The following is a 23,660-nucleotide window of genomic DNA, read 5'->3' as shown; positions in this document are numbered from 1 at the left end:
ACGTAAATAAATTGCGCTCCCTATCTAGAGAGCAGTTTTTAAACCATTAATAAATTGATCTGTGCAGTTCAGACAAAACCAAAGAATCACTTGTTGAAAAAGGTACAGTACTCACGGCATTCTAGGTTTCGGTGAATGCTTTTAAGGTAAACAATACCTACCAATTTACATGATCCTGGACGAAATTCATTTCATTATCCCGGAGTGAATCTTATTCAGTCGTATACTGAATGCCATTCAGTCCTATACTCATTATTCCCCCTTCCAGAAAGTATTCTGAGCAAGGATTAAAGAGAATTCGCCATTATAATAAATTATATATACATCCGAATTAATTATTCACTTCCAACACATACACCGACTGTGGGGCAAGTTCCACTGTACGTTCTCCATCTCCCTGTCCGGTACGCTGCACAAAAAGGTGAAGGCGATGTTTATGCTTCCAAAGTTCGGTATCATGAGACGGTTCCCAAGCATCCACAGAAAAGTCCGTTAAGTCAGTAACACTCCACTTACCGGTGCTTATAGACGGTGTATAGGCCACTGAGACTTTGCCTCCCCGTTCCTGATCACGGAAAATGTAATAAGCACGCTCTTTATGCACCACAATTCGTGGTCGGGCAATGGGAATCATCTTAGTACCGCCGCCTCTCAATGAAAAAGGAGTCTTACGATCTGAGACTTGACGGATATGCCATGCCTCACCATCATGCCAAACAACGCGATATTGAGGTATTTTACTGTCAGAAGCACGCCAGTAAGTAGCAATGTAAGGGTGCCCATCACCATCCGCACTCATACTGGTCTGATTAATCAGCTCCGAGTTCTGCGGAATGCGACAGACATATTCCGCATTGTCAGCACGGATAGGTAATTCATACTTCTCACCATCCGCCTTTTGCCACGTCACACCATTATCGAAAGAACACGCATAGCAAAGGTCATGGTTCGTCTCCACGCCTCCCGTTTCACGCCACACCCAAGATAGGTGAATTGTACCTTTACTATCTACATAAAGCTGCCAATAAGCATTTCGCTGTTCTTCACCGTCAATCAAAACATCCTGTACCCGATACCACTTCTTTTCTTTCACAGAATAACGGTTCATCACCAGGTTTCCCCTGCCTGAAGATCCAGAACGATAGACAAAAAGCAGGTCGCCCCCACTCAACAAATAAAATTCAGGATAAGTAACATTACCCTCGTCCACTCCCGTCATGGCTTCCTTGTCACCCAATTCTAATGAATACGGGGCAACACTCCTGCAATAATTCAGCCTATGACCGTGATGGTCGAACGAGACGTGCAGGTAGCCTTCACCATCCAGCATCATACTAATGCCGTTATGCGCATCTTTCACATTTCCTTTATACTGTGTCCGGTTCAGTATCCAACGATCAGATTTCAATTTCCGTTTACCCAGTACCAGATATCCATCCGCATCGTAATAACTAATGTACTGCGTGTTACCTTTCGTCACCAAAGAATTGTGACGAAATATAGTAGTATTGACCGACGTACAGCTATATCCTTTACCTACCTCTACTAATCGGGTCTGTTGCGCTCTTAGCATAGAAGCTACCGAAAGGAATAAAAGAAGCGAAAAAGAAAGAATGTATCTATTCATCATTGTTCAATCTATATAATTTTATTCGTATATATTACCAATTATCCGTCCTGAATGAAGATGCCGGAAGACCGGACATATTATAAAGAGTACCTTTTATATAATCTTTAAAAGCATACCGTACAGCCACCGGCTGTTCCACTTCCGGACTTGAAACAATAACCGTTTGTGCATCCTTGCCAAAACGTGCATTGGCAGGATGAAATACTTTATCCTCACCGGCTACCTCAAACCCTGTCAATTGTTGGCGATACGTAGTCAACCCCTTACCCATTTCATCAAACGACAGAGTTATCTTATTTCCTTCCGTCTGCATAGACTTATATAACGGACCGGTAGTAGGAAAACCTTTCTTACCATAAGTCCGCCCCAACGCCATATATGCAAAGCGATTGCCTACCGCTTCTTTCTCCATCGGATGTATAGTACGCGCATCGCCAATATCAGTCAGAATGATCATGCCGGATGAAGGAATCAATTTCAAGCATGCTGTTTGAGCTTCTCGCAGGTAAGCTGAATTCTTTCCTTTTCCTTCACCTTTATTATAATTGAATGGAGCGATCTGGGCATAATAGAAAGGTAATTCTCCCATTCCCCACTTCTTCCGCCAATCATTTACCAATGACGGAAACAATTGGGTATACAAATCGGGAGCATCTACATTGGCTTCTCCCTGATACCACAGGCAACCCCGTATACCATATCCTACAACCGGACTCAACATTCCATTATAGAGAATGGAAGCATTGTGTACATCCTCTAAATCTTTGTAAGGTTCTATCGCTTCCTTGCTCATCCAAGCCTCTACCCGCGAACCACCATAACTGGCATGGATAATCCCCACCGGTATCCTGAGTACCTCATTCAGCTTACGTGCAAAAAAATATCCGGCAGCCGAGAAGTCGGGAACTGTTTCAGAAGAAGCTTCTTGCCAAATACCTTCACAATCAGTCAGGGGTGCGGAAGTCATCTTACTTCCCACCATGAACATACGGATTTCAGGATTTTCAGAAGTGACTATAGCATCCAACGAACCAATCACCGGGTCGCTATAACGCCCGCCTACACGCATATCCATATTAGACTGCCCCGAACAAAGCCATACTTCACCAATCAATACATCATTAATAGTTACCGTTTCACCATCACTTACCTCTATACTATAAGGACCACCATATACAGGTGTTTCCACCCTCACTTTCCATTGCCCCAATTCATCAGTGATTGTCGCACATTTCTTTTGGTTCCATGACGTCTTTATCGTGACCTTTTGTTTTTTCTTATCACTATTTCCCCAAATAGCAACAGAACTTTGTTGTTGCAACACCATTCCATCCGAGAAAAAAGCGGGTAATGTTATTTTAGCCTGCATCCCTTCTGTTAGAAACAGTAAGGATGCAAGTAAAGCCATCATCAACTGATATCGTTTCATAGCTTAATTTCTTACAGGCAGCTTAAATGTCAATGGTATTTCTTTCCTAAGCATACGGGCAGCTTCTCCCGTCAGCCACAAATAATGATCAGAAGGCTGTCCGTCCATATCAATAAACTTGGCTGTATCACTAACCGGATGATCTTCCGTACATTTAAATATGGCAGTACCTTCATCCACCTCATCAAACATAGCAACATATATCATTTCAGCCCCTGCCATCATTGCTGTTGAAAGCTGTTGCCAATAGAAACGTCCTCCTTGACGCGGAATACTACCGACAGGCTTCACATCATCCGGGAACTCCAACTTACTGAGATTATGCCAGCTAAATCCTGGAGTCACGGCAGGAACATAGTCTACTCCATTCTCTTTACACCAACGAATGTCTCCAATAACCAAATCACGATAACGGTCCATATCGTTATGTAACAGAGGAGAAAAGCGCTGAACTGTCCATGGTAAAACAATATCAGCTTTCTTAATTATTGTATGCAAATAAGGATCATTAATACAATCTGACTCTAAATTCCGCCAGAAAGTGGGAACACCCAACATAACCGTACAACCACCATATACCGGGTCATTTTGTAGGAAGTCAATTAAACGTTCCATGCCGATATTCCTGACATTATAGGGACGGTCGGGGAAACCAACACCCCAGATTGCTACAACAGGCTTGCCATTATGATGTAAATAAGTCTTTTTACCCACTTGATTCGTTACTTTCAGTTTATCCACCAGACGCTTCCAGTCTTCAATAATCATCGAGCAGTCTTCGCCAGATTTCTTCAATCCGGACAGATCGTACATTACAGCTATAGCACGGTCATATTTCGAAGCAGCTTCCAAAGCATTTGCCAAGATGCGGTTAGGTACAGAGTTTTCCTGATTACCACGGGTATACCCAACAAAACGTTGCATAAACACCCCATCTACTCCATAATCTTTCATCCACTTAAAATGTAAATCCACAGTAGATTGATCCGCCGAACTGAACACATGCGCTTTTCTTCCATCAGCATGTTTAAAGGAAGTTTCGTACGTTTTCGGATATTCACTTACATCAGGCCATACATCAATGGTACAATGTTTTTCATCAAAAAGTTTTCCGGTGCCATAATGACCATACCCCTGATTGGTCCCATCCTGCGGTCCACGGAACCATCCTTGGTACCCCGCCATAATCAATCCTTTGTAACTTGGATAAGAAGTTTCCTGAGAGTGTTTGGGGCCGGCATAAGCCAACAGACTCATACCCAGTATACCCAATGTAACGAATAACTTATTCCTCATAATGAATTATCTTTTATATCTATTATTTATAAAACTTTCTACCAGTTTTTATTCTTTCATCTTTCTGCAAAAGTAAAGGTGGGAAATTAAACCTTCAGGTACATTGCGCTTATCTGACAATTAATTTTCAATTAAAATGAAACATTAATAGCGTTTTTATCAATCTGTAGGGCCATCCATCAATAAATCATGCTCTTTTTTCTTTGCATTCCTATTTTGAACGTCTTTCTTATCTATATCAATCCCCATCACTTTGAACAAGGTTCTCCAGAAAACATCTGTCTCTTTCGTCCACAAATGATAATCAATAGCAGAAAGAACCAGATTGACCTTGTCTAAAGGATAAGTGACCAAAGCAGTACCTTCGGGTTTCTCCATAGCTTCATACAGTACTACCTGAGCGCACTTCCAATGTTCGGGTACATTGTTGAACAAATTCCAGTCTGTACGTGACGCCCGGAATATGGCATTCCCTTTTTCTACCAATGCGCCCGCCAATCCCTGTTTCAGAATGTAACGATCACCATCCATCTCGCTGAAGTACAAATCGGGAAGTTCAAAATAGCTTCCCCAAGAGGTATTCTTATCGGTTTCCAAAGCAGAAGCCCGACGATCTGTCAGTTTCACTTCCTCCGGCAACCAGTTGCAGAAGGCTTCACTCAGTTTTGCACCGGAGCTTAAGGCAAGCAGCATTCCACCTTTCTTCTGCCACTTTTTCAATATCGGTTGTATCTTCTGTAAGTCTTCAGCTGTCACAACCTCGGCATCTATAATCCATAAATTTGCTTTTTGGGGCATATCGGTCAGAGAAATACCTGCCCGAGTTATGAAATCAATCAGTTCCGGTTGTACCGTTCCAAACAGACAGGCAACTTCATAAAGCGGAAGAGGGAACTCAGGCTTTGCCGGGTGTTTCACTTCTTGATAAGGTGTCCATGTACCGCCGGTTAATGCAGCTTTCAGAGCATTAAACATAGGGAGAGGCTTATACAAAGGAAGTTCCGGATCTAATCCCGGATTAAACGTAGTTATATAAGGCGGTATGCGCTCATACTGGTAACCGGGTTTTCCTTCTTCATAAGGCTTTCCTGCAAAAATACCATCTGTCAGACTGGGCAAACGCTCAAAATGATGATATCCCAGATTCATGTGTTCCAGACCAAACCAGCAGACCTCAGACGGAGAATAGTAAGACAGATAAGGAAGCGCCATTTGCTTTGCATTCTGATAGACATCTATCGCCAATGCTTCGCTTCGGCCTTCATAAGACAAGAAAGCTTTTTCGCCTACAAAGGGATACAATTGAATGGGACGTCCGTAATAAGTAGCACCTGATTCTCCTACAATCAGAGGTTTATTCAGGTTTCGAGGCAGATCTTCCAACTTAAGGCCATGCGCAAAATGTTTACTCCACACTGGTAGGCGTCCTTCCATATCACGGTCACCATCCAATGTAATAAAGTCGCGAGTAGGATCAGATTTCCTGGCACTCAATGTCAAATCTACCAGCTTGTCATCCCAAACAGCAGCTACTTCTTTTTCCGGTTTATTCAGCAGGGCTATAGCGAATGTTTCATTCCCTGCGCTCCAACCTATCACCGACGGATGGTTGCGATCGCGCAAGATTAACCGCTTCAGATGCTCGTGCGAACGTTGCCAGGTTAGCTCCTCCTCAAAGTTCAACCGGATGGAACTGCCGAATAAAGCCGTTTCATCCAATACCATCAATCCCATTTCGTCTGCCAGGTCATAATAGACGCGTGGCCAAGGTTGTGCGTGTGGACGAACTGCATTCCCGCCGAAATCTTTTATCATCTGATACCATGCATACGCAAAACGGCGTGAACAGATATAAGCACTGAAAGGATGTTGTATATCTCCAAAACACTGTATCTTTTTGCCGTTCAACTGAAATTCATCACCTACTATCTTGAACTGACGCCAGCCAAAACGGGTGGCTTTACAATCATAGGTTTGCTTCTTATCATTTACATTCAGCAGCAAAGTATATAGATAAGGAGTATCAGGAGTCCAGTATTTCAATACATCATTCACCTGATGACGGACCGTAATCGTTTTACTCTCTCCTGCCCGAAGTATTACGAATTCAGAAGGTATGGTAAGCACAGTTTCTCCCAAGCTCCAACTGATTTCAGGAGCTGTCAATACATCCTTACCAGCATGGTTGACCCATTCTTTCACCACTCCACCTAAAGTGATTTTTTTATTCTTTGGAGTAAGGTTAGTCATTGCTATTTCCAATATTAGTTCGTTCTTATCTACCCAAGGTTGCACAAACACGTCTGTAATCCTCACCTCCGGCACTCCAAGTAAATATACATCTTGCCAGATGCCAATCAAATCATCCGTATTAGATCCTGTAGGATAAGTAGCTCCCATTTTCTTATATAAAGGATGCGACTTATCAAATAATTTTGTATGACGAACACCTACCAACAGTTCATTCTCTGCATCACGATTAATATAGCTGGAAATATCCAAATCGAAAGGAAGATGAGAGTCAAAATTGCTTCCCACTTCCTGACCATTTACTAAAACAATACAGTCTCCAGCAACAGCCTCAAAATGAAGTAAAACACGCTTCTGCTCCCACTCTACCGGAATACGGAAGTTCTTCCTCAACCATCCCATACGGGTATGCTTCCAATGTTCCGGATAACTTGGAAAATAAACGGAGCTCGGGACGTAGGGCTTTTGTGTACCATCCCCTACATTGCTACCTCTTCCCCAGTCGTTTACATTAATGGCAGAAGGAATTTTTATCTTTACTTTTTCCCATTTATCTGGTTGTGGTAACGATAGTTCAGGAGCTACTCCGGAGCCACTTTTCCAAGAAGAGGGCACGGGAACACATTGCAGTTCCCAAAGTCCATTCAAACATACTTCGTCACGAAAAGGTTTCTCTTGTATAGTGACCAAGCCCTCAGCTGGTGAAAAATCACGTGGAAACACTACCGTTTGAGATATAAGATCAACTACTCCCCAAAACAAGAAAATAACTCCCAACAAGCAGCACTTAAATGAAATATTATTAGTCATAACTGGCATACTTAAAAAATTAAAGATAACACAATAGGTATCAAATATTTAAAACAGCGTTGGCAAAATTAATTCATTCTTGAGTAGAAACGAATTAACCTTGCCAATACACTTCGTTAGTTCACTGATTATCAACAAATAGCATTTACAATTAATTCACCTACGATGTAAAAGCGTTTACCGCGGCATGTAACGACTTTTACCACTTATTGTAATGCTCTTTACCTCGGTATGTAACGACCTTTACCTCAGCATGTAAATGAAGTTACCGTCTCGCAACACTTATTTCTTATCGGAACCATAAATCAGCCCTTCTCCAGACTTATTAAACCGGAAGCCGGATATATAATAATTATTGGTAAACTCTATCGATTTGCCCTGAATACCCAGTCTTGCATACCCTTCACTTCCGTTAGTTCCCTCTACTATTTTTTGAGCGAAATAAGAAGTGAACACATGTGCTTTTCCACCTCTAACATCTACCCCTTGTGTACCGGAACGGGAGAAGTTAGCTTGTTGAAAGGATACAATACCATTGTTTATGATTGCTCCAAAAACAGGACTACCCCAAAATGCACTATTGTACAAGATTAGTTTAGCATCTGGATGTACTTTATCAGTATTGACTTTATCTCCCATAAGAACATATGATCTGACCGGTTCATTCGGAATCTTTGTATTAACTAACTCAGAGTTAATAGCAACTATCTTAGTATTCTTATCTGCATCTTCCACAAACAAAGAATAAGTGCATCCGTCAGATCCATGCCCAATAACAGTCATCTCCCCCGGATACTTGCCTGTTATTGCATCTTTCAGAAAATGTATTCCGTATACCGAACCATAAACGAAGTTATTGAAAATAGTCTGATTCTTAACATCTGCAAATTTAAGTGCACTACAATTGGATTGTACAAAACGCATCATAAATACTGCCGGATATCCCTGCCCTCCTTCTGGAAGCCTTGATCCATAGTGAGGATTTAGCTGCATATTGCGAATGAATCCCCCTTCGGCTCCACCGCCAACCCAAATGCCTGCCCTTAAAGGTACACCGCCCAAGTAATCGACATAGTGTCCACTCGTATCGTATGAAGCCAAGTCTATACCTTTATCACCTACAGCTATAGTTACATTAATAATATACACTTTTGGACCTTGTCCCTGTATCAAGAATGGAGTCTTTCTCGGATTATCAACACTGAAACCGTCAGAAGCAATATTGAGTTGTGCCAGCGTAATACCTCTGATACCCGCATTAGCTTCAAGTTGTATGAGCGAAGAACCATTTTCTCCCGCAGCTCCACCATCATAATTGGTGAATATGGCAGTCCCTCCACTTTGTGTATGATGCTGTACATCCCATGACCCTCTCAATTCCACTCCCGAAGGAACTTTAATAGGATTATCCACCAAATATCTACCAGCTGGTAGATAAAGCGTACCTCCACCAGCAGCTTTCACAGCATCTAATGCAGATTGCAGTTCTGCTGATATATCTTTTACCGGACGATTATTATTAAAACCTGTTGCTTTCGCTAAATCTGCTTTCAAAACTTTATCTGATGCCGGCCTTGGATGTACGTCTATATTTGTCTTTATGTTTTTAGGAATGGGGGCGAAAGCATATTTTTGCCCTGTGACAACTTCAACTTTAGCAGAAGTACTTTGATTATCAATCTTCAGCCTGCCTTTATAGCCTGAATTAACAGATTTCAAAGTATGCATATTTGCGCCAAGATATATATGCCCGATATTCTTTTTAAAATCACATTGAGATAGCAATACATTACCGCTATTCATCTTAAGGGCATAATCACTGTATTCGCCAAATGTACAACTTTCAAACGATACGACCCCATCTTCACCATCACCTACGATAGCTCCACTGAAATCCACTCCATTGAATTGTACGGAAGTACTAAAATCCTTGTAAAAGTACACAGCATTATCCCCTTTATTGGCACTGAATGAAGAGTTGGAAATAAGTATACCATAAGGGTTGACATCCTCAACATACAATCCGTTTCCGCAATCTTCTACATGAACCTCGTACAACTGAGCATTCGGTGCATCGGCAAAGCCGGGTTCACGTCCTATCCACACACCAGTTTTGTAACCTGAGACATACAGGTAAGAAACATATTCCCAGTCCGAACGATGCATTTGATACCCTGTTCCGTTCGCTTTTGTATAGGCTGTTACAGCAGCAAGAGAGGGAGATCCCGGAAGACCTGAATTAGCCCAATACTTAGGACTTATACTGACATTTTCAATACGACCGATATCAGTACATACATGCACTTCAATACCTTTATTCAGAGCAGTCATGTAGCTATTCAAAACATAATGCAACTCACTTGGTGCAGAATTGAAACCATTATAAGAGTTCACAAGAGTAACATGCTCTATCGTAGCACAATCTCCCTGAGTCTGAAACAGCGTCCATGGATATGGCTTTACATTATTAATATCTTGTTCAGGATACCAGATGGAAAGATTGGTAACTCCGGTTCCCGCATTCATTTCTATGAATCTATCAGCTATGCTTGTATAGGTTGTGCGAAGTGCATTTCCCGCTTGGCCATCGTTCCACCAACTTTCAACGCTTCCATCATAATTCGGTGAATCTTTACCGACACGCACTTCGAGAATCGTTCCAAGGACTTTTCCATTATTAGATTCCGGATCAGCCCAATCTCCCCGTAGCTGTACACCAGGATGGAGACGTAAAACATACTCGAAATGGAAATCTGTCTTTGTTTCCGAACGACCTTGGCGAACTCTGACATTTTTAGTACCAACTTGTGTGCTACGGAATTCGTAATTTCCGGCAGGTATATATACCACACCTCCACCACTTTTATATGCGGCATCAATAGCCGCCTGAAAGGCAACCCTGTTATCAAATCCAGGTTCAGCCTTAGCTCCAAACTCGGTCACAACAAAGTCAGATATAACCCAATCCTTTGTTGGATAAATGGTTTTAATACTTTGTTGTGGAGCTTGCTGTTTTGTTTGCGCACAAGCAATGTTCATGGGAAACATTGTCATCAGAGTTATTGAAACCGTTATCCACAACTTAGGAAATACTTTTGTCATTCTGCAATTTCGATTCATAATTATTGATTGTTATAAAGTGGCAAGACTACCGATATAAAGAGTATTTAATATAGTTACACAATATCTTCCGAGCCACTTCTGCCGGTCCGGAAGGATCATCCAAATTATCTACAATATCCAATGAAGAGAATATTATTTTTCCCTTTCCACATGGAATAACTCCCACTGCTGTTCCCAACTCAAATGGCGTACTTCGATAAGAACCAACCACCAAATCTTCTCCTTGCATACGGAAACCAAATCTACGGTCACCATTTTTCACTACCGATTGATAAGGCCAGTTGAGAGCATCATTCACAGGAAGCCCATCGAACAAAGGATGTTCCTTTACAAAATGAATACCACCAACCCAATTCTTTCCAACATTGTAATAACCACTATATACAGTATTTGTATACTCTGCTACAGCTTGCATCCAAGTTTCAGTTGCACCGAGCAAAATCAATGTAGTTCCATCATTCTTCACACGATCAAACAATTTTTGTGGAGCAATAGTAGTTGCACTTGGCTGAGACCACTTCAATTGTATCTGACCCCCCTGACCACCTTGTCGATACTCTAAGCGGATTTTAGCCGGCTTACCTGCTTCCATAACAACCGGCCGGTTTTGCTTTATCAGAGAATTATTATTATAGTCATCTATCAATTGTAATCCGTCAACATACAAACGCACACCACCGTCCGTCTCCACTCCCAGTAAATATTGTCCTGACTCAAGTGGATATATGTCACCTTCCCACACAACGGAAAAAGGTTGGTTAGCCGGAACGGATTCATCCGGTTGGGCACCTCCCACAAAAGTCCGGTTAATCTCTGTATCAGATTTTACAGAGGCAACAGACTTCATATCATTATCATAATACCAAGTAACTTTCAAAGTAGAATTTCCCGTCTTATCCTGAAAGTAATTAGGAGCAACAGCTACCGGAGCATCCAATGATGAACGGTTGACAATGAGCCAATCCAATGCAGCCTGTTGTGGTGTGAAAACCGGAAGTTCTTTACCGGTAGTTTCTTTATAGAAAGCAGCAACTTTATCATTTTCACCGCCGTAATACGCGCCGTTACCTGCCAAATCAGTAGCTTCCCAACTTACGGCAACTACTTCATCGTGCCCTTGGGCACATATCTGCTGATTGCTGGCTTTTATATTAGCTTTTATATGATAAGTACCTTCTGTTTTATCAATAGGTATTTCTACATTCTCCAATAGAAGCTGTCCAAAAGTCTCTCCCCCTTCGATATTCACCTTTTCATTTTGGGTATAAACAACTTTTCCATCGGGAGCAATCACCTTAATCTCAAGAGTATGATCACCCTTCAAGTTTTTCTCATTTACAATATAAAAGTCTACCGTTGCAGTACCAGGAAGTTTAACCACTTGATTACGTGAGGCCACGGCTACATATAGCGGCTGGTTATAGTATGCTAATATAGAAGCATCGCCTTTAGGATTACGATATATATCCACAATACCAGAATGGTTATCATAAGGCATTGCTTCCCAACCGTTTACCATATAGGCATCACCAAGATTTTGCATTCTCATACCTTCTATACGTCTTCCCTGATGCTCAAAAGAGACATTCCCCATTGCACGAGTTAAAGAATCAAGAGTAGCAAAGTGATTAGTAAGTCCTTTAGCCTGAAAATAATCTGTAAAAGCTTTATACTGACTCTTCCAGAAAAGTCCATCCCAACCAGTTTTACCTGTACTCTCAACTTTATCATGAATCAACTGAATACGTGGAGGAGTAGAAATGGCTCCTTCCTCACCTCTCATATATACTTCCGTACAATTAGTGGTATACATGAGATTGTCTTTAGGACCTTTATAATAGCTTTCTATATAAGTTTCCGGTCCTCCTGCACGGTGATTATCAAACCAGCCTTTTCTATATAAAGTGGTGTCAAAAGGTAACATATGCGCTTTTGAGTCCTCTTCCTTATCTTCACTTCCTGCCCAACCCGATGTAAATGTCATAATTCTACTGGGATCTACGGCATGAGCCTCACGCATATCATTCATACGTTTAGCTACAAGTGCCTTATCCTTCGTCAATGGACCACCAAATTCATTAATCAGGTTAAAAATAACTAAACTCGGATGGCTACGATCACGATAAACCATTCGCTTCAACTTCTCATTTACTATAGTGCGGATAAACGGATCATGATTAGCCGAATGGAAAGAACCCGGTTCTTCATAGTACAGCAGCCCTAGCTCGTCAGCCTTTTCAAGAACAACAGGACTACCTATGCAACGATGAAAGTTCAGCATATTCAGCCCCAGTTTTTTAGCTGTAAGCACTTGTTTCTCGGCCATTTCAGTTGTTGCAATTAATCCTGTCACAGGGAAATATCCCCAACTGATTGCACTTTTCAACATAATACGCCGTCCATTTAAACGCAATACTGCATCCTTACCAATTCCATCAACAGTAAACCAACGGAATCCAAAATCTTTCTTATCTTGGTCAAGCGTCTTCTTACCCTTCTTTATTTGTACATTACATGTATATAATTCAGGAGTAGAAAGATCCCATAGTTTGGCGTCTGGAACATTAACAGGAATTGTTACTTCATGGTTTCCTACAGGAAAAGAGAGATTCTTCAAAGTTTGTCGGAATACTACTTTATCGGGATTAGCCTTTTCATTCACTACCAGTTCTACATTCTGTTTCACGCTGGAAAGTGTTTCATTGGTAAAAGATATGATTGCATTCACCTTAGTCAGTTCTGGAGTATTCTGCATATAGATATCAGAAATGAAAACCGGATTCACGCTTTCCAACTTAACTCTGCCAATTATTCCACTGAAACTTCTTGCAGGAGGAATGTTGTACTCTCCCCATTTCAATATATCGAAATCCTGCCAATGGAAATTTCCTCCGGGATTAGTTACACGTATCGCTAATAACTGCTCTGTACCAGGTTTAGCCTCATCAGTAATATCTACATGGAAGGGAGTCTCACCAATCAAGTCATAAGCTACCAACTTACCATCAAGATAAACTTCCGCACGCATACGGACTGATTCAAAATAGATGATAAAGCGTTTCTCCTGCTGATCTGCCGGAATCTTGATTTTACGGTACCACCAGCTAACTCCCCGGAAGTGTTCCGGACGAGGATTATCAGTACTGGTAAGATATTCCTCTACCGTACCCGGCACCTCAACAGGAACAGCATTAGGATTATGATTTAAGATTTGCCAACCACCCGTGGGTTCATTCACAGGTAGTATAGACAAGTCTGTGATTTCATTAGGCAGATAAAGCCGATCATTCTGCCACTCTGCTTCTTTATCAAACCATAACGACCAGCCACTTCCCGTCAATGGGATAGTATATCTTCCCTCTCCTGCATTGGCAGAAAAGCCACAAAGCAGATAAAAGACAAAAAACAGTGAGAAATATTTATTCATATCAGTATTAAAGATTATAGGAGAACATATTTTACTTTTTCAATGTCACTGTCAACTTTTGTAGGACTTTCTCATCCGAAGTCCCTCCATAAAGTAGTTCATACTTACCAGGAAGAATGTCCATTCGGTTTGTTGCAGGATTAAAGCATTCAAATGTTGAGACAGGTAATTCAAAACGTATATTTTCTGCCTGACCTGCTTTTAAGTTGACCCTGCGAAAAGCCCTTAAAGTTTTAATGGGACCTTCTTTATCACCTGTATTGCGTAAGTAGACTTGTATAACCTCGTCACCAGCCATTTTACCTGTATTTTTCAATGGTATTGTTAAAACCATCCCCTCACCTATCCGAAGGACCGTTTTATCTGCCTTCGCCTTACCATAATCAAAAGTAGTATAGCTCAAACCATGTCCAAAAGTAAATAAAGCTTTACCTTTAAAATAACGATAGGTACGGTTACTCATATCATAATCTTCAAAGTCGGGTAAATCATTGTTTGAAGCATAGAAAGTAAGTGGTAAACGTCCGGCAGGATTATAGTCGCCAAACAGGATATCGGCTACAGCCGTTCCACCTTGTTGACCTGGATACCATGCTTCAAGAATCGCATCCAGATTCTCAGCTTCCCAAGGTAATGCTAGTGTACTACCAGAACATACTACGAAAATTACCGGTTTACCTGTCTTTTTCAGAGCTTTCAGCATTTCGGCCTGTACACGCGGCAGATCAATATTGGTACGGTCACCTTTTCTGAAACCGGGAAGATCCACAGGCATTTCTTCACCTTCCAATGAGGAAGACAAACCACCAACAAAGATTATAGCATCTGCTTCCGCCGCTTTATCCGCCACTTCTTTATAATTTATTTCTCTTTTGATACCTATATCAAACTTCAATGAGGCTTCTCCACCAGCTTGAAAATATTCTAATACGACCTTATATTTTTGACCTTTCACTGCATTCAGAGTATATATCTGTTCTTTTGCAGGTCCGTCATGCCAATCTGAATATACTTCTTTGCCATCAATATACAAACGTGAACCGTCATCGGCAGAAATAATAAAAGAGACTTCTTCTGATTCTTTCGGAATATATACCGATTCAAAACGTGCTGAGAAATTATTCAGCTTTACCCCCGGCATAAATACGGTATTACCACCATTACCAAAATTAAGCGGCTCGCTAAAGTGACCAACTGCAGCAGTTTCCCCCTCCAATTTTTTATTATTCCAGAAAGTTGCCTTAAATCCTTTCTTACCATTATAGGAACAACAGTCAAAATAACTGAATACAGTTTGGGGATTCACGTAATCGCATCCTTTTTCATAATACACTACTCCTTCTGGAAGTTTATTCTTAATGCCTTCAAGAATCGTAACAGATTTGGTTGGGAAACCATTATAGTTTGCCCAAAGCATAACTGAATCGTTAGCATTAGGCCCCAATACCGCTACTTTACGAATAGACTTACTCAATGGCAAGACATTGTTCTTATTAGTCAACAATACCATACTTTTACGCGCCATTTCTAAAGCCTTGGTCACATGTTCCTCTGACTCTACCACTGAATAAGGAATTTCGGACCAAGTTACGAGCGTATCATCATCAAACATACCTAACTGGAAACGAGCACGCAATAAACGAAACACAGATTCGTTGATCTTTTCTTCTGAAATCAGTCCTTTCTGCACAGCCTCATTCAAAGAAGAATAACTACCGCCACATTCCAAATCCGTTCCGGATACAACCGCATCAGCAGAAGCTGCAGCTGCTGTAGGGTGGGTTTCATGATGATTAGGGTAATAAAAGTCTCCAATAGCTCCACAATCTGAAACAACGATATCGTCATATCCCCAGTCTTCACGCAAGATACGAATCAGTAACTGCTTGTTCGAGCAACATGGTTCTCCTTCAAAACGATTATAGGCACACATCACCTCTTTCACTTTTCCCTCCTTCACCAAAGCTTTAAAAGCAGGCAAATACGTCTCCCACAAATCACGTTGGGAAATATTTTTGGAGTCAAAACTATGTCTGTTCCATTCAGGGCCGCTATGTACCGCATAATGTTTTGCACAAGCATGCGTTTTATCATACTTCCCAGCACCATCACCCTGTAAACCTTTTACTACAGCCAATCCCATCTGGGAGGTAAGATAGGGGTCTTCACCATAAGTTTCCATACCTCGTCCCCAACGTGGATCACGATATATATTAATATTCGGGGTCCAAAATGTCAATCCTTTGTAACCATCTCGTTCGCCTTTACTCTGGAAATCGTGATATTTGGCACGGGCTTCATCAGAAACAATATCGAAAGTTTCATAAACAGCCTGATCATCGAAAGTAGCAGCAAGCCCTATTGCCTGCGGAAAAACAGTTGCTTTTCCAGCACGTGCTACTCCATGTAGTGCTTCATTCCACCAATTGTATTCTGGAATACCCAAACGTTCAATAGCCGGAGAACCATTTTTCATCTGACTGATTTTCTCTTCCAGAGTCATTCGTTTCAATAGGTCCCAAGCACGTTCCGAAGGTGACAAACTCGGATTTTTATAAGGCTCATTTTGTGCTGTAGCCCAAATGGCTACAGCACTCAAACAAAAAGTTACAAGATATTTCTTCATCATAGTATTTTGACTGTAATAGTTTAAACAGACTTAAATGTTAATATCCGCTATCTCAACAAATCTGATATCATATTTACCAATAATTTTCCTGCTATCGGATCTGTATCAGCCTTTTCCGTACACATTGTAGAAACAGTAGTCAATCCCTTTCCATCCTTTATCTGGAGTAAAGTAAAGCCCCTCATCGAATCTATCTTACGAATACGGTCTTCTGGTTTTCCTCCATCAATATAGGCATGTATCTTCATCTGCCCTGCCAATTCTATCAAATTTTCATTCCGGTTCGTTTTCAAAGTAGCATTACAAGCCAAGGGGATTTCTCTCTTATTATTGTTAAAATAACGTAGTTCCAATACATCAATACCATCGAACACAGGAGCATCATTACGTTCCATATTCACAATATCACCTTCTGTCGGAATAATCCAACCTGTGATATGCTCAGGATAGATGTTTTTTGCAACCTCTTTACTATTCAACAAAAGAAGCTTCCCACCCCTTGACTGATAAGAACGAATTAATTCCTTTTCTTCATCCACACATTCAGTCAATCCTGAGATAATGCAAAGGTCAGCTTTCAGTTTAGAATTAACCAATTCCTTTATAGAAGATACCATTTGATATTTTACATGTAAGAAATCAAGTTTATCTTTCATGCCATCCTTATCCAAAAGAACCACTTTCTTACCTTCTGAGATCTGATTCATATTCCAGGATTTACGAGCTAACACTAAATGATATTCATTTTCAGATACAGGTAATCCATTCTCTGTCAACTTTAATACTAATTTAGCGTTGATCTTATCAGCTGGTAAATTGGTAGGCAACTGAATATTTGGTTCAATATAATGACGTTCGTAATGTTTCACTGCCGGAACTTCTTCACTCCCCCAAACTAGTTTCTTTCCAGCTTCATCCAGAATTTCCCAACGCAGCAAAGTTGGTTTCAGCTCTGTACCATCCTCGCGATCATTTACTACATAAACACGCGTAGAAAGTTTATCGCCACCATACAGATTGCGCCCCCACAATTCGGCACTTACCAGCACTGGTTGCAAAGCACGCTTCAGAGCATAGTATGTGGGATACGGCTCTATTTTCTGATAATCGTATACCTGACGGAACCAGGTGAGTAATGCAAAGTGTAAAATACCCGATCCTTGGTCATTGGAGCGACGAAGCGTCTCGGCTAATTCACCTGTAATAAACGACTGCGCCGTAAGAAAGTACTTCGGATCAGAAAAATCATAGCATTCATAACCAATCAATGATTGTGGATTCTGATGAATCAACTGATAAGAGCGTGTTGGATGCCCTGTTTCATTATTAGGATATCCAGTTGACATTTCTTGACTGATGAGCGGCCGATCCGGCATTTTATATCGTTCCTGAAATTCACCATTGAAGAAGCGGAATACAGAGAAATCATACCAATTATAATAACCATGCATATCGTCAATGTCTCCATCGTCTATACTATTCATAAAGTCAGTTCCAAATTTCTTATCCTTACCTTTAGCCTGATAATTAGAGTCAAAGCAGATTGGACGTGTAGGATCTATACGGCGCATTTCTTTCACAACATCCGAAATTACACGGTATTTCTCTTTAGCACGTTCCAAGTCATTATCATTATCATAGAACTTCATTTCGTTATTCACTGTCCAAAAGAGTAGTGAAGGATGATTACGATACTTTTTCAACAGACGGAGAAATTCTTCTTTCCACATCTCAATAAGTTTTGCATCGGGTAACGGCGTAGAATGAATCATCAACCAAGGCCATGTACCCTCAAAGCTAACCCCAATACCATTTTTGTCAGCAGCTCCCATCCAGAGTTTATTCCATGGCGTGGTATGTGTACGAGTGACATCCATATTACCAGCCTTCATCAATTGCATGAAAGTATTGGCCAGATTCAGATCGTTTGGAGCTAAAGCAAACGGAATATGATTTCCACCACGTAACCAATAGCGATTACCATTCAGGAAAAACAATCCTTCTTTTACTTCGAAAGTACGGAAACCGGAAGTCTCTGTCATACAATCCAATTCAGCACCCTTGGCAGCAACTAAACGAAAGCGGAAGTCATATAAATTAGGATGATGAGGCGTCCAAAGTCGAGGTTTCAAATTATTCACACTGTAAGTAAACACCTTCTCTTCACCAGCATTTAGTATCAGTTTAGGCAGAGAAAGGCCACTGTAAAGTAGTGAACCGGTTTCTTTATCTATGACATCAGTATAGAGATCGAACTGGCTTTTCTTACTGCCATGATTCTTCGCTGTCAAATCAAAAGTAGCCCCCTCTAAAGTTGGTTTTATAAATACATCTTCTACTTTTACCGGACTGGTAATAGTTAACCTCACCGGTTGCCAGATACCTGCAGGATCATCACCATAAAAGCCATGGGCAATATCTTTCAGGATATTACTCTTTACAGACACTTTTCCGCCTTCTTGTTCACTTTCACGAACAGAAGAATAGAAAAAATCAATAGCAGCACTACCACTTTCAGAAGAACTGCCATCTGCTCTACGTGTCACTTTCACTGCCACCAAGTTTCTTCCAGGTTTCAGTAACTTGCTTCCATCTACCTGTATTTCACCATACATACCGATATGTGAGCCAGCCAATTCCCCATTAATATAAATCTCCGCTACCTTTGAAACTGCATCGAAAGTCAAAGTCATGTTCTTACCTTCAATATTAGCAGGCAATTCCACCCACTGACGATACCAGGCTGCATTTGTTTTCCTATAATCAAAAGTATAACCTTCACAACGTTCTGTTTCTTGCTGATAGTATGTATCTGAAACTCCTTTAGGCTGAGCTCCTGTAGGTGAAGGCATAGTCTCGCCATGTAACCAAATACGAATAGGATTCCAGAAATTAGGAACAGACATTACATGCCAATCTTTATCATCCGTTGTAGTAGATATTGCTTTTTCTTTGTTATCCAACTGATATTCGGGCATAAAAAGCCAATTTCCATTCAACGAAATATCCGTGCGTCCTTCCTCCAGTTCACCCACTTTAACAGAGGTATAGTTTGCTCTCTCAAGCTGACGCTTATTTTCCTTCTCTTGTGGTGTTACTACCTTACGATATTCTGCAACCTTCACATCCTTCAATGCATCCTCTTTCAGAGGAGTAACCACAAGGTCATCAAACTCAGTTTCAATCCAACCTCCTCCCAAAGTCACAGGACCGGAGGGTGCTAAATTGCTATTTTTATCTGTAATATCCATACGTGGTTCTTTTTCATCATTCAAGAAAATGCGAATACGACTACCACATACTTCTACCTTTAATTTATACCACTGACCTGGCACTGGATGGAATCCTAACGGGCGAACTCCCATAAATTCATCAGTACCCATATATCCCATTCTCATCAGGTATAAATCATCTTGTAAACCACCTTTTAAACCAACTACATAGCGGTCAAAACGGTTGTAGGCACGGAAACCAGCCCAAATTTGAACTTGTTCTGCTTCTTGGGGAGCGCGCGCTTTGAAAGACATCGTATAGTTTCTCCATTCCGGATTACCAAAACATGCATATGAGCCTTTAGAGTGGAACACGCCATCGATTATTCCACACTCACCTCTCCCTATCGTTTTTAAGACTTCCTGTTGATTGGAAAAATCAGTCTTCCATTCAGATTGCGCATACCCGGATGATGAAATCCAAAGACATACAGCGGTCCAAAAAGCCGTATTAAAAATCTTCATAATATAAAATATAAATTATAGTTTTACAAAAGTAGTCCTGCCCCATTAACAGAAAGCCAAATAAACAATTAATTAGGCATTAAAAAGTACTTAATTTTATTGAGCGATCTTCATCAATGAGAATTAAAGATAATACAGGACTAAAAAAGAGTATTATTCTTGTTGTTTTGCCACCTTATTGGCAATACTCTGCCATCCCTTTGGCAAAGTATTGCCATAGGAGTGGCAAAACCTTGCCAGTACTATGGCAAGACTAACAGATAAAAAGAAGGAGGGCACTTATTCGGAAACAAATACCCTCCTTACCTAACTACTTATTCAATTCAATTTCAAATCAACTTGCTTTGTATCTGTTGATATCCGGACAATTCAATATTTCCTCCGGAATCTAAGATTTAAGGTACATGTATCTTTTCAATTGTCGTAAAGTTCTCAGCTCCCATACCAGGATAGTTTGTTTCCGGTTTTCCTGTAGCTGTCTGGCAGTTCATTGATACACGAACCCAATAGTCAATACCTGTATATTTCAATGGCATATCTGTACGATATGTGATCTCCTGTCCTTCCATATCATTAGTTATCGTCTTCTTAGTTTGAAACAGCTGACCATCAAAAGCAGAAGCATTCACCGAACGAGATATGCGCAAATAAGATTCACGCAAATCAGGCATTTCATATCCAGCTTTCTGATTTCTCTTGAAACGAACAGAACATTCCAAATAATTATCTGCTGTAATTGTTGGCTTTTTCACCCACTCGATGGTAAGATACGGAGTCACAGTGAAATCCTTCGTGGTAGTACCAGATATATTAACCAATTCACCTGCATCATCACCATCTAACAGCTCATCATCATACGGAAAGAAATTTCCAGCATAAGGGAGCATTCGATATTCACCTGCAAACCACTTTGTATTACGATATGTACCGTCCTGTTGTACCTTCAATGTTTGGTTACCAATGAACGCATTTTCTTTTCCGGCCCCCCAACTAATCTCACGCATTCGGATATATCCCGATCCGTGATTTACCTGCAACGGCTGGCCATTATGGTCGTACAAAGTACCTTGAATCGTAGCATCTGGTTCGTCATAATTATCTAATTCGCAAGATGTAGCCAACATACCACACAAAACGAAAAGTATACATTTATTTAAGAGTTTCATATTATTGCATTTTAAAGTTATTGATTTCTATTCTTTTGCAACAAAGGATTGTTCTTCAACTCGTTAGTCGGAATTCCTTCATAATACCTATTTACAGCACCAAAATTAACTCGACCACTTCCTTCTTCACAAGACTTGGCATCGTAGATGTACTTACCATCAGGAATACCATTTTCATCTACAGTAGCACCTTTAGCGAACATAAATGAATAGAGTCCTCTACGACGATACTGACGAATCTGTGTATCAAATGTAAACCAGCGAAGCAAGTCCCAATAAATTTTACTTTCAAAAGCCAACTCTTTATATCTTTCTACACGGACAATCTGTAAGCCCCTAGTCGGTGCTTCAACAAATCCACCTTGTCCTTTAGGACCAGGATTAGACCAGTTGGTAAAAGCAGCTTCAGTAGAAAGTTCACTCGGACTACTCAGCAAATCAGCTCCAGCACGATCACGTAAATCGTTGATACAATTGAAAGCATCCTCCAGCATATCTGTGCCACCGTAAGATGCCACTCCGTTTTGAGCTAATTCAACAGCTGCCTCTGCACGATTAAGCAATACCTCAGCATATCTCATTTCAATCCAAGGCTGAGTAGAAGTCTGATGTACAGTTGACGCCTTATCTACAGTAATATCCAAGTGCTTACGACCAAAGAAACCGGTAATTGTATTAGAACCAGTATTTCCATTAATCTTCGGTCCGTCCAATCCATTCTTGAATATCTTTACACCATCCGAACGAAGGTATGGATCCTGCTGATCCGCTGACCCTTGCGTAGACCAATCGATAAAAGTACGTTCACGGAAAGGATTCTTTGTATAAACACCCTTATTCCACATTGAAGAAGAGTTAAGGTTACTTTCAGCAGCTCCATCATCAACGGTAATTTTCTTGAACGCATCTACAGCCGGATCATATTCTTCTTTTATAATACCAGCACGCAAATCTAACTTTATGCCTCCTTTATAAAGTCTTCCCGGTATCAAAAGATTAGCTCTAAGCCGTGGTTCTACACCCTCCCACAACTGTTGACAGTTATCATATACCAAGTAATTACCCTCTTCATCAAAAGCACTGAAATGTCCGTTATCATCTAAAGGTAGTCCATCAAATAACTCTACCCAGTCAAGAGTCGGATTGAAACGGTCCCCACCTTCAGATGCCATACGAGGTGGACACATCATAGAATTATAAGAGTGAACACTCATATTGAAGTCAAACTTACGCAACCAAATAGATTCTTTATTAGAATCAGCCTTTTCCCATACTTCGGCATAATTAGCTTCTTTATCAGCATTGGCTCTGTGAAGTTCGTATTGTCCACCAGTTTCCACAAGTTTCGCAGCATCCCAAGCCTGTTGGAAATAGCCATTTGCCTTTTCTTTGGGAATACCTTGAAGCAATACTCCATCCACTTCCCAATCTTGAAATTTTTCTGATCCATAACGAGCTGTAGTACCGGCATGTAATGCTACACGACTCTTTAAAGTAGCTGCCACGTATTTATTAGCACGACCAGCTTCACTAGTTTCAGGAAGATCCGCAATAGCTTCATCCAAATCTTGCAATATAAAATCATACGTATCGGCATGGCTTTCGCGTGCTACCCATAACTTCGATTCATCATTAGCATCCAAAGTTTGTGGTTCAAATATTTTCGGCAATCCTCCATAGCGTTTAGCCAATTGAAAATAGATGTAAGCTCTGATAAACTTAGCCTCAGCAATCCAAGATTTTGATTGACTTGCTAATTCCGGATAGTTAGGTAGATTTGTAATCAACGTATTCGCTTGACGGATTACTTTAAATCCACCTCCCCAGTAACCACTTCGGTGGTATGTCATACCAGTATTGTTACGATTAACCATTTCACCGGTAGAATTCCAAAAAGTCCAAACACTTAATCCATTACCAACATAATATCCACCGCCAATTTCCGTACCGTCAGAATTCGTATCATAGTGATAATCTTCCATAGGCAAGTGATTATACATACCTGCCATGTAAGCTTTAATACCTTTTTCATTATATATATCCTCGGCCGTAACAATGGATGTAGGTGTAATATCCAAATCAACGCAAGAGGTAAGTAGCCTGAGCGAAAGCAGTGACGCAACTGCCATCCAATGTATTTTTTTCATTTCTTTTATCTTTAGC

The 23,660-nt window shown here is 40.8% G+C and carries 10 protein-coding genes; all 10 read right to left on the bottom strand.

The genetic code is table 11. The annotated features are described in order from the left end of the window. Positions 1–331 precede the first annotated feature (331 nt). Complete coding sequence (locus tag DWW10_RS05490; RefSeq protein ID WP_118421555.1) at positions 332–1,627, bottom strand: alpha-l-rhamnosidase; 1,296 nt, start codon at positions 1,625–1,627, stop codon at positions 332–334. A gap of 34 nt (positions 1,628–1,661) precedes the next feature. Then, the gene (locus DWW10_RS05485) at positions 1,662–3,059 is read right to left on the bottom strand and encodes a sialate O-acetylesterase (RefSeq protein WP_118421488.1); all 1,398 of its coding nucleotides are present in this window, start codon (positions 3,057–3,059) and stop codon (positions 1,662–1,664) included. A 3-nt stretch (positions 3,060–3,062) separates the two neighbouring features. Beyond that, entirely contained in the window at positions 3,063–4,355 is a 1,293-nt protein-coding gene (locus DWW10_RS05480) for a glycoside hydrolase family 99 protein (RefSeq protein WP_118421487.1), read from the bottom strand. Between the two features lie 159 nt (positions 4,356–4,514). Next, positions 4,515–7,415 (bottom strand): glycoside hydrolase family 2 protein, encoded by a 2,901-nt coding sequence (locus DWW10_RS05475; RefSeq protein WP_118421486.1) that lies wholly within the window; start codon positions 7,413–7,415, stop codon positions 4,515–4,517. A 282-nt stretch (positions 7,416–7,697) separates the two neighbouring features. Further along, complete coding sequence (locus DWW10_RS05470) at positions 7,698–10,517, bottom strand: glycosyl hydrolase family 28-related protein (RefSeq protein ID WP_259320418.1); 2,820 nt, start codon at positions 10,515–10,517, stop codon at positions 7,698–7,700. A gap of 46 nt (positions 10,518–10,563) precedes the next feature. After that, complete coding sequence (locus tag DWW10_RS05465) at positions 10,564–13,965, bottom strand: PA14 domain-containing protein (protein WP_118421484.1); 3,402 nt, start codon at positions 13,963–13,965, stop codon at positions 10,564–10,566. 31 nt (positions 13,966–13,996) lie between these two features. Beyond that, on the bottom strand, positions 13,997–16,594 hold the full coding sequence (xyl3A, locus tag DWW10_RS05460; protein WP_118421483.1) for a xylan 1,4-beta-xylosidase: 2,598 nt from the start codon (positions 16,592–16,594) through the stop codon (positions 13,997–13,999). A gap of 47 nt (positions 16,595–16,641) precedes the next feature. After that, positions 16,642–20,331 carry a glycoside hydrolase family 2 protein gene (locus DWW10_RS05455; protein ID WP_118421482.1) on the bottom strand — a complete coding sequence of 1,230 codons (3,690 nt, stop codon included), beginning with the start codon at positions 20,329–20,331 and terminating at the stop codon, positions 16,642–16,644. 395 nt (positions 20,332–20,726) lie between these two features. Continuing rightward, on the bottom strand, positions 20,727–21,497 hold the full coding sequence (locus DWW10_RS05450) for a DUF3823 domain-containing protein (protein WP_118421481.1): 771 nt from the start codon (positions 21,495–21,497) through the stop codon (positions 20,727–20,729). 17 nt (positions 21,498–21,514) lie between these two features. Further along, positions 21,515–23,644, bottom strand: a complete 2,130-nt coding sequence (locus DWW10_RS05445; RefSeq protein ID WP_118421480.1) for a RagB/SusD family nutrient uptake outer membrane protein — start codon at positions 23,642–23,644, stop codon at positions 21,515–21,517. Between the last annotated feature and the right edge of the window lie 16 nt (positions 23,645–23,660).

Origin of the sequence: Bacteroides intestinalis (assembly GCF_003464595.1) — a bacterium.
In the GTDB taxonomy this organism is placed as follows: domain Bacteria; phylum Bacteroidota; class Bacteroidia; order Bacteroidales; family Bacteroidaceae; genus Bacteroides; species Bacteroides intestinalis_A.
The sequence above is the reverse complement of the archived record's forward strand: the minus strand, read 5'-3'. Positions and strand labels throughout refer to the sequence as shown.

Excerpts from the sequence above, each read along its gene's own strand:
- DWW10_RS05490 (WP_118421555.1), bottom strand. The coding sequence starts at position 1,627 with ATGAATAGATACATTCTTTCTTTTTCGCTTCTTTTATTCCTTTCGGTA.
- DWW10_RS05485 (WP_118421488.1), bottom strand. The coding sequence starts at position 3,059 with ATGAAACGATATCAGTTGATGATGGCTTTACTTGCATCCTTACTGTTT.
- DWW10_RS05480 (WP_118421487.1), bottom strand. The coding sequence starts at position 4,355 with ATGAGGAATAAGTTATTCGTTACATTGGGTATACTGGGTATGAGTCTG.
- DWW10_RS05475 (WP_118421486.1), bottom strand. The coding sequence starts at position 7,415 with ATGACTAATAATATTTCATTTAAGTGCTGCTTGTTGGGAGTTATTTTC.
- DWW10_RS05470 (WP_259320418.1), bottom strand. The coding sequence starts at position 10,517 with ATGACAAAAGTATTTCCTAAGTTGTGGATAACGGTTTCAATAACTCTG.
- DWW10_RS05465 (WP_118421484.1), bottom strand. The coding sequence starts at position 13,965 with ATGAATAAATATTTCTCACTGTTTTTTGTCTTTTATCTGCTTTGTGGC.
- xyl3A (WP_118421483.1), bottom strand. The coding sequence starts at position 16,594 with ATGATGAAGAAATATCTTGTAACTTTTTGTTTGAGTGCTGTAGCCATT.
- DWW10_RS05455 (WP_118421482.1), bottom strand. The coding sequence starts at position 20,331 with ATGAAGATTTTTAATACGGCTTTTTGGACCGCTGTATGTCTTTGGATT.
- DWW10_RS05450 (WP_118421481.1), bottom strand. The coding sequence starts at position 21,497 with ATGAAACTCTTAAATAAATGTATACTTTTCGTTTTGTGTGGTATGTTG.
- DWW10_RS05445 (WP_118421480.1), bottom strand. The coding sequence starts at position 23,644 with ATGAAAAAAATACATTGGATGGCAGTTGCGTCACTGCTTTCGCTCAGG.